Annotated in this window: 11 protein-coding genes; 4 read left to right on the top strand and 7 right to left on the bottom strand. The window is 25.7% G+C overall.

From position 1 onward, the window contains the following. Positions 1-290: 290 nt before the first annotated feature. From BST80_RS02385 to BST80_RS02405, 5 genes are all read right to left on the bottom strand, one after another. Positions 291-1,055: a type III pantothenate kinase gene (locus BST80_RS02385; protein WP_415745798.1), complete on the bottom strand. Its 765-nt coding sequence runs from the start codon at positions 1,053-1,055 to the stop codon at positions 291-293. Between the two features lie 24 nt (positions 1,056-1,079). Then, positions 1,080-2,222, bottom strand: a complete 1,143-nt coding sequence (gene coaBC / locus BST80_RS02390; RefSeq protein WP_415745799.1) for a bifunctional phosphopantothenoylcysteine decarboxylase/phosphopantothenate--cysteine ligase CoaBC — start codon at positions 2,220-2,222, stop codon at positions 1,080-1,082. Positions 2,223-2,291: 69 nt separating this feature from the next. After that, positions 2,292-2,648, bottom strand: a complete 357-nt coding sequence (locus tag BST80_RS02395; RefSeq protein WP_415745800.1) for a hypothetical protein — start codon at positions 2,646-2,648, stop codon at positions 2,292-2,294. Between the two features lie 284 nt (positions 2,649-2,932). Further along, entirely contained in the window at positions 2,933-4,276 is a 1,344-nt protein-coding gene (locus BST80_RS02400) for a hypothetical protein (RefSeq protein WP_415745801.1), read from the bottom strand. Between the two features lie 43 nt (positions 4,277-4,319). Next, positions 4,320-5,927, bottom strand: coding sequence for a formate--tetrahydrofolate ligase (locus tag BST80_RS02405; protein WP_415745802.1), 1,608 nt, complete (start codon positions 5,925-5,927; stop codon positions 4,320-4,322). 181 nt (positions 5,928-6,108) lie between these two features. Here BST80_RS02405 and BST80_RS02410 point away from each other — a divergent pair, with 181 nt between their 5' ends. Continuing rightward, positions 6,109-6,972, top strand: coding sequence for a bifunctional 5,10-methylenetetrahydrofolate dehydrogenase/5,10-methenyltetrahydrofolate cyclohydrolase (locus BST80_RS02410; RefSeq protein ID WP_415745803.1), 864 nt, complete (start codon positions 6,109-6,111; stop codon positions 6,970-6,972). 74 nt (positions 6,973-7,046) lie between these two features. Here BST80_RS02410 and rbfA read toward each other — a convergent pair whose 3' ends face one another. Then, complete coding sequence (gene rbfA, locus BST80_RS02415) at positions 7,047-7,427, bottom strand: 30S ribosome-binding factor RbfA (RefSeq protein WP_415745804.1); 381 nt, start codon at positions 7,425-7,427, stop codon at positions 7,047-7,049. A 125-nt stretch (positions 7,428-7,552) separates the two neighbouring features. On the opposite strand from rbfA, the gene BST80_RS02420 reads away from it, so the two are divergent. Further along, positions 7,553-8,335: a hypothetical protein gene (locus BST80_RS02420; protein ID WP_415745805.1), complete on the top strand. Its 783-nt coding sequence runs from the start codon at positions 7,553-7,555 to the stop codon at positions 8,333-8,335. Positions 8,336-8,357: 22 nt separating this feature from the next. Here BST80_RS02420 and BST80_RS02425 read toward each other — a convergent pair whose 3' ends face one another. Next, on the bottom strand, positions 8,358-8,549 hold the full coding sequence (locus BST80_RS02425; RefSeq protein ID WP_415745806.1) for a hypothetical protein: 192 nt from the start codon (positions 8,547-8,549) through the stop codon (positions 8,358-8,360). A gap of 304 nt (positions 8,550-8,853) precedes the next feature. Here BST80_RS02425 and BST80_RS02430 point away from each other — a divergent pair, with 304 nt between their 5' ends. After that, positions 8,854-9,114, top strand: coding sequence for a hypothetical protein (locus BST80_RS02430; RefSeq protein ID WP_415745807.1), 261 nt, complete (start codon positions 8,854-8,856; stop codon positions 9,112-9,114). 127 nt (positions 9,115-9,241) lie between these two features. Beyond that, positions 9,242-9,376, top strand: coding sequence for a hypothetical protein (locus BST80_RS02435; RefSeq protein ID WP_415745808.1), 135 nt, complete (start codon positions 9,242-9,244; stop codon positions 9,374-9,376). Positions 9,377-9,439: the final 63 nt, after the last annotated feature.

A 9,439-nucleotide genomic window follows, 5' to 3' on the forward strand; every position in this document is an offset into this window, starting at 1 on the left:
TTAATCTCCATTCTAATTTAAAGACTAAATCAGTGGTCTAAAATGTATATGGTTTTCACAAAAAAATTACTTTTAAAATCTTGCAATTTCAAAAATGTATGTTATTATTAAAAATGTCTTAAGTAGACAAATAAGTAAATCAAAATAAGAAAATTGGACATGTTAGGTAATCTTTATTTTTTAATAAAATAAAGCAACGAGCACAGATAAATGTATTAAATACCTAAATGGCCTTTAAAATTAATAAAATATCTCAAAAAATATAAAAAATAGGACTAAAGTCTTATTTTTTATATTAATTTATTATCTTGTAAAATGGCAACTAATCCTTTAAAAAGTAAATCTTTATCATAATGGTAAGTAACTAATTTTTTAATGTAAACAGCATTACCTCCTGTTAAAATTACTTGTAGTTTTATTGCTTCAGTTGCAAGTTGGTTAACAAAAGCAGTAATTGCTAATAAATGACCATTGACTAATCCAATATTGATTGCTTGTTTAGTATTTTTTCCTAAAGTCGCATTGTCATAAGAAAAATCAAATTTTTGTAATAATTGTGCCCGTTCAAATAAAGCTTCTGCTGCTGTTTCTAAACCTGGCATAATAATTGTTCCTAAGAGAATTCCTTTTTTTAGTAATGAAATTGTTGTTGCTGTTCCCATATTAACTAAAATAACATCTTGTTTAGGAAATAAAACTAATGTTGCATATGAACCAGCAATTAAATCAGCACCAAGATTGCGAAGATTAGGAATGTCTGTTTTTAATCGCTCAGTAAACAAATTTTTTTTAACTTGATAAAAAGGAATTTTTAAATCTGCAGCTAATTGGTAAAATAAATCATCTCACATTGGCCGAACAGAAGATAAAGCTAATAATGTAAAATCTGTTAAAACTAATTTTATTGTACTTAAACCAGTTATTATTTTTTGCCGAAAATTCTTTTCAGCAACTAATTCGCGACTAGACATTGTTAAAAAAACAATAATCTTTTTTTGAGAATTAAGAATTGCAAATTTAATTGCTGTATTACCAATATCAACTAATAATTTCATTACTGTGTTCGCTCCTTTATGTAATTAACTAATTGCTGCTAAAATTTCTTTTGCAATAATAATTTTGTTTTGACTAGAAATTTGTTGATGCCCTTTTTTTGTTAATAAAATGATTTCATTTTGATCAGTACCTATAACATTAATTTGATTGATAATAATTAAATCTAAATTTTTGTCAATTAACTTTTGACGAGCATAATCTAAATCAAAATTATTTTGAGCACTAAAACCAACTAAAATTTGATGCTGTTTTAACTTACCTAATTCAGATAAGACATCAACATTAGGAAGTAATGATACAGCAAGTTGAGGATTTTTTCGCTTGCTAATTTTTCCTTTAATAGGAACCGCAACTTGATAATCATTTAAAGCAGCGCACGCAATAATAATGTCTTGTTCTTTATACGTTTTTAACATTGCTGTTAACATTTCATTGTTTGTGTTTGCTTTAACATGCTCATAATAAATTGGAAAATCACAATCACCAACAATTGTTGTTAAGGAACAGTTTGTTCGTGTTAATACAGTATGCAATGCATTTCTCATTTTCCCGCTCGAATTATTTGTCAAATAACGAATATCATCTAAATATGTTTTTGTTCGCCCAAAATTAAGCATAACTTTTTTATCTTTTCACAAGTTTTTTCAAACTAAAAATTGCTTTATTTCCTTTAAAACATCTTCTCATTCTCAGGCACGACCAATCCCAACCATATTGCAAGCAAGCATCCCTGAACGAGGTTCATAAATTTGATTCCCATCTACTATTAATTGTGCTAAATTCCGTAAATTAGCTGGTGATAAATACATCTTACTATTCATTGCAGGAAAAATCATTTTATAACTTTGTGTAGCACTATATACTAAACTCGCTAACGTATTTGTAAAACCATGAGCAATCTGAGCAATAAAGTTTTGTGTTGCTGGGTAAACAACAAATAAATCAACTTGCTCAGCAATTGTAATATGTTCTGATAAGTCTTTTTTATCATAATATTGTTTCATAAAAATTTCGGTTTTTGCTGTTGTTGGTCAATCCTTTAAAAATTTTAAAGCATCTTGTGTTAAAAGCAATTCAACATCATGTTCTTTCTTCAATGCTTCATATAAATGAAGACCCTTATGAGCAGCAATGCTTCCCGTAATAACTAAAATAATTTTTGCCATCTTAACACCTCACTCATTGTTATAATTATATAATTAAAAATCGATATATTTATGTTAATATATCGATTTTTAATTATTACCTTGTTGTTTTCTTTGCAAAAAAACAGCCTGCATTCTTCGTTGCGATTCGGCAATAATTCCTTCTACTAATTCTTGTCATTGTTGTTGTTCTAAATAACGGCAATAAAAGTTACGAATAATATTTAATCGTTCACCATAACGTTCTTGGGCAAAATATTTTACTTTTTTTAATATTGAGATATAGGCATATTGTAAATCTAATGGTTTTTGATAATTTTTTTGATAAACCTGTGCATATTCTTTAATTAACTCGGTTGCCTTATATTCTAAGGCTTTTGTTCATTCAATAATCATTTGTTTTAAAATTTCATCTTTTTGTGTTGAATTATATTTTGAACTTTTCATAACATAATACAATTTTATTTATAATGCTAAGACAGGATTATTATGTGATATAATTTTTTCATTATTCACAATCATTGATAATTCACGAATAACATTATCATAAAATTGGCTACAATTGTTTCCTCCTAAAGTTGACACTTTTTAACCCCACATAATAAATAGTTTTTAAATCCTTATAAATAGTTTCAATCAAGTACCTTTCTCATAATAACATTATACCATATATTTATTATTTTTAATTAAAAACTTAACTAGGAAAAGTTCTAATTCATAGTTTTTATCCTTTAATTATCATTACCAATAACATAATCATCATTTTTTAAGTTATCAACAGAAGTCATAATAGCTTGCAATCGCATATAATAATTTGATGATGAAATAATTGGATATTTTTTATCAAAATAAACCTTAATATATGTCAATTTTTTACGATAAGTTGTTAATCATTTATGTGCAATTAAATTTAGTTCCTCCATAATCTCTCGTTGATTAACACTTATGGCATCTTTTCGTTTTTCCGGATCCAGTTTTTTAAATAGACCTGTTGCTTTTTGTTTAAAATTAATTGCGTAATCAATAAAACCAACTACCCCTGAAATTTTAACTGGTGTAACATAAATTCCTAAATCATGATTACGGCAGTAATCATACTGAATTCGCGAAAAATTAGTATTTTTAAACTCTGATTGAACATAATTTAAATCATTAAATTCTTTAATATTATAAATTTTAAAATCCACATAATAATCATATGGTGTTAAAAAGCAATTATTGGTATATCAACTATAGCGTGAAATTGATTCAAAAATTTCTTCTTCAATAAATTCAAATTCACGAAAATAATATGTTTCTGTTTTTCAAAACCGTTCTAAAATATAAAAAATTAATTCTTCACCATCAATATTATTTAAAAATCAATTTTTTTGAAAATTAATATTACGATACTTCATTAAATCTTGTTTTTCAATCCGCTTACTCATATCAATTTTTTGTAAATAATTATCATATCTTTTTGTAAAATATTCATAAAACCATCGTAAAGTTAAGGTATATAAAATATAATAATATGGAAAATCATCTTTCAAAACATACTTAATCAGTTTTATTAATGTTCGTAATAAATTATTAGAAATCTTATTAGCTTTATTAAAACCGTGGACAACTTGAATAACATTATCATTTTTTTCAATTCCATTTCGTCAAAAAATATATGTTAATTCTCCCTCTGAATTTTTTTTATAACAAAAAGGAATAATTCTTACAATAAAATTAATTTCATCGTTAACTTGATATTCTAAATAACCATCATTTTGACTATCCTTGATAACTGTTCCTTTGCTAATATTTTTGCGCATTTCATTTAAAACAACTTGAAACATTTGTTCACGTAAGCCTGTTTTATTTTTAGGATGATACTTAATAATGGCTAATTCTAACTCTAACTTGTCATATTTTGTTAATGTTTTAAAACCATATTCACCAAGAGCAATTGTTTGATAACCTAATTTTTGAAAACTATTTTTATAAATTCTAAAAATTTCCTGCATTTTTTTTCGAATATTAGTTGCTAAATTAAGTTGTTTACTAACAATACTATTTAATTCTAAAAACTTTGCTTTTTTCTGCATTAAGTTCGCCCCTATTTTCTACTTAAAAATATTATAACAAAAATTATTTAATATTTATAATCTCATCATTCACAACATCAATGCTAACAGCATTAGGAATTTTATTTAAACCCGGCATCGTAATAATATCTGCTAAATAAGCAATAAAATATTCTGCTCCTGAATTAATTTTTAAGTCACGAATAATAATTTGATCATCATAAGGATTTTTATTGCCAAAAATTGTTTGATGATTTTTAGCCATACAAACTGGTCAATGTTGATATTTTGTATTTTGTTGATAAAAATCAATCTTTGTTTGTGCCAAGGGACTAAAAACAATTTTTGTTGTTTGATAAATTTTTGTACAAATTATTTTAATTTTTTCAGTAAGCGATGTTGTTGATGGATTAAATAATAATTGATATTGTTGTGGTTTTTCAATTTCTTTAAGAATAGTTTTAACCAAAGTTGGATTATCTTTAATTCCGAAATGATATGTATTATTAATTCCAAATGGAATTTTTTGTTCTTTTAACCATTCAGTCACGACAGCAATTTCTTCAGGAGTGTCAGTTGCAAATTGATTTAAACAAACAACAAAATTTAAATGGTAATTTTGAATAATTTTAATATGATGTTGTAAATGCTCTAATTTTTTTTTCAAACTACCTAGATCAGCTGTTGCTAATGTTGTTTCAATAGCACCACCATGTAATTTTAATGCTCTAATTGTTGCTACTAACACGGTACAATCTGGTGTATATTCCTCGTTTAAATTAATAATATCATTAAATTTTTCAAACCCTAAGTCACTCCCAAATCCAACTTCACTAACAACATAATCACTTAATTTTAATGCTAAATTTGTTGCAATTAAAGAATTTGTCCCATGGGAAATATTTGCAAATGGCCCACAATGGATTAATAATGGTGTACCATATTTTGTTTGTGCTAAATTTGGCAATAAAGCATTTTTTAATAAGGCTAATAATGAACCCGTAATTTTTAATTCGTGTAGGTAAACTGGTTCATTATTCAAATTATAAGCAACTATTGCTTGGTCTAAACGACAACGTAAATCATCAAAATCTTTACTTAAACCTAAAATTGCCATAATTTCGCTAGCAGCAGTAATTTGGAAATGTTCTGAACGATGTAATTTATCATTAATTTTTATTTCAATATTTCGTAAAGCACGATCATTAACATCCAAACAACGTTGTCAAACAATTTGTTTAGGATCAATTTGCAGTGGATTTCCTCAATAAAGAAGGTTATCAATCATAGCACTGACCATATTATTTGCTGTTGTAATTGCATGAAAATCACCAGTATAATGTAAATTAATTTCATTTTCTGGTTCCATAATGCATTCGCCGCCACCGGTTGCTGAACCTTTTAATCCAAACACTGGTCCTAACGATGGTTCTCGTAATGCTAAAGTTGTTTGATATCCTAAATGATTCAACATATCAGCAATACCAATTGAACAAGTTGTTTTTCCCTCTCCTGCTTTGGTTGGATTAATTGCTGTCACTAAAATAAACTTTGCTTTTTTAGGTAAATTAATAAAATTAAAGGCTTTTACTTTTGCCATATAATCACCATATTTAATTAAGTCATCATCTTTTAAATTAATTTTTGTTCCAATTGTGATAATTTTTTCCATTTTCTTTTACTCCTTTTAATTAATAATGTCCTATTTCTTAGGGAGTGTCAATAATTTTTAAACACGATGCTATTTTAAAAATGCTAAGATTTTGTATTTAATTATTTAACTCTTTCAGATACAATAATTTATATAATAATTTATATACAGGTATTTTAGCATAGAAAAGAGCGAAAATTTAATGGATAAAACAAAAATAATTGATGGGAAAATGGTTAGTGAATTAATCAAAGTAAAAATAACTAAACAAATTTTAAAAATTAAGGCAAAAAAGCAACGTGTACCTGCCTTAACAATTATTCAAATTGTTAATAATAATAAAGCTAGTACTACTTATATTAAAAATAAAAAAATTGCTTGTGAAAAAGTTGGTATTACTTGTAATGTATTAAATTATCCAGATAGTATTGTCGAATCAGCTTTAATAAAAATTATTAATGACTTAAATAATAATTCTAATATTGATGCAATTCTTGTTCAACTTCCATTACCAAGGCATATCAATAGTGAAAAAATTATTAACACAATAACAACTAAAAAAGATGTTGATGGGTTTACTCCAGAAATATTAGGCAATTTAATGCTTGGACATTATAACTTATTGCCAGGGACGCCAAAAGGAATTATCGCCCTTTTAAAACACTACCAAATTCAATTAGCAGGACAGCATGTTGTAATTATTGGCCGTAGTAACATTGTTGGTAAACCCCTTGCTAATCTTTTAATAAATGCCTCAGCAACTGTAACAGTTTGCCATTCACAAACAAAAAATTTATCTGTTTTTACAAAACAAGCTGATATTTTAATTTCTGCCGTGGGGAAAGCTAAATTTGTTACAGCAGAGATGATTAAAGAAAATGCTATTGTGGTTGATGTTGGAATTAATCGTGATGAAAATAATAACTTATGTGGTGATGTTGACTTTAATAATGTTTTATCAAAAGTAAAAATGATTACCCCTGTTCCTGGCGGAGTTGGACCAATGACAATTGCCGCATTATTAGAAAACATCTTATATCTTTATCAATTAAATCAAGAAATATAAAAATGTTTCTTTTAACTTTTATATCACCAATATTTTAGTTAAAAGAAACATGCTTTGTACTTTGATAAGGTTTCTTATTTTAAATTTTGCAAGATTGCTTCAATATTATTCGCATTATCTAATGAATGATCAAAAACAAATTCTAAATCCGGACAACGATAAATTTCTAATTTATGCGCTAATTTACTTCGAATTTCATTTTTATAATTCTGAACAACATTGTGAAGTTCTGCCTCTGATTTATTTAATAATGATGAATAATAAACCTTTGCATGACTCAAATCATTTGATAATTTGACAGCATGAATTGATATAGTATTTAAAATTTCATCACGAATTTCTCGTTGCATAATAATTGTTAAATCACGGGTAATCAAAGATTGCATTCTTTCAACTTTAATTTTATTTGCCATTATCTCACCTTTTTCTAACTTACTAGCATTATAACAAAGCATTTTATAAAAAGGAATAATTTTATTAATAAACAAAATTATTTTTAAAAAGAACTGAAAAAAGGATTAGATGTAATTAAAAAAACAATTTTTATGTGATAGTATGTAAAATATACCAAGGAGGGACTATGAAACGTTGAAATTATCGGATTTGATACAAAGATTATCTCTGATATTATAAAGTAATAATTGCCAGTTTAGCTTTTGGATTTTTAACTTATGGATTTTACATGGATATTTTTAAAGAATTTTGATATGTAAAAGGAACAAAACTTACTAGTTTGCAAAATTATGACATCTTATTAAGTTTTTATTCTGTTCAAGTTAATATCATAACTATTACTTGGTTAATATTAGCAATTTTTAATCATCATCGTGAACAAAAAAGTTGATTTTTTTCAACTAATGCTAAATTAAGTATTTTAAACTGAAATTTATTAATGTTTTTTATTTTTTGAATTGGAATTATTATTGGTTATAAAAACGGAGAAGTAACAATTTATGAATATAGTAAAGCACAAATTAGTTGTACTGTTGTTACTCATTTTATTATGCCAATTCTCTTTTTGGGTTATACCTTCTTGTCATTTGGTGATCATCGTCTTAGTTGAAAAAAAGACTTTTTACAAAAAGATTGATGAATTAGTTTAAGTTATTCATTTTTTTATTTAATGTATGTTATTGTGCGGGCAGCAGCTTGAAAACGAGATGACAATATTACTTGAGCATATCCTTATCTATTTTTAGACATTGATAATCCAATTATTTCAGGATTATCAAGAGTACAAGCAGCATGTTTTATTGCTTTTATTTTTATTATTGTTTTTACTATTTTTCACATTAGTTTGCATAGTCTTAACAATGGTATGTACCGTGTTTTTAATAAAAATCAAAATAAAAAAAGAAAATAGTGATAAATAACTTTATTTATCACTATTTTCTTTTTGCAGTTGTAATAAAATTTACTATTGCTATTAAATATTCCGTTGAATTATGATATATTCCGCGAACATGATCACAATCAAAAACAATTCGACGACTAATTTTTTGTTTTTCATACTTACGCTTATTCTGGTAAGCTACCCGTTCCATTATATATGGTGTTGCATGATCTTTCTTATTCAAGATATATAACACTGGTAATTTTGCTAATGCTTCAAAATTCTCACCAGGATTAACTTGTTCTGGATCATACCTGCGTGTTTCAATCGCATAACGACAAATTACATAATAATGTTCATAATAATTAACNNNNGTGGNCGTATAAATTATTTAAGGGTCTTAAATTAATATCTTAGAAATTGTGGAATAATATACCACTTACTTATTTACATTGTATTACTTTTAATTTTATTGTCAATATATTTTTCTATTTTTTTATGTGAAAACCATATACATTTTAGACCACTGATTTAGTCTTTAAATTAGAATGGAGATTAAAATGAAAAAGTATATGGTAACAAGCATTCCAACTGAAAATGAATTATATTCATTACAACGAAAAATAAAAAAATGATATTTACAACAAAAACTTACAAAAGAAATAAATTATATTTATCAAAATGTCATTAATTATTTTAATTTATGTCAGAAATACTATTTATATGAAAATTCACTAAATAGCTTAATTAAATTATTTTATAAGTCAAAACAAACTTTTTATAATTGAGCTAAAAAGATTCAACTTTAATTGAGCTAAAAAGATTCAACTTTGTCTTAAAGAAAAATTAAATTTTCTGGTTTTAGCTAAAAAACCAACGAGACCAATTAAAATTAATAACCATTATTCAAAAACTTACAAAATTGCTGTTGCAAAAATGATGAAAAAATATCGCCAAGAATATGGAACTGGAATTTATGAATTTTATAATTTAACTTTAGCTGGATTTTTCACATATAAAAATGAAGTAATTAAACATAACATTAAAACTTTAATGAATTGTAAACTGTAAAACGAAACGCGCTAAAACAACTCTTATTAAAGGGTTGTTTTTTTATTTGTAAACCCATAATTA

The organism is Spiroplasma sp. Moj, from assembly GCF_016082285.1.
Classification (GTDB): Bacteria; Bacillota_I; Bacilli_A; order Mycoplasmatales; family Mycoplasmataceae; genus Spiroplasma; species Spiroplasma phoeniceum.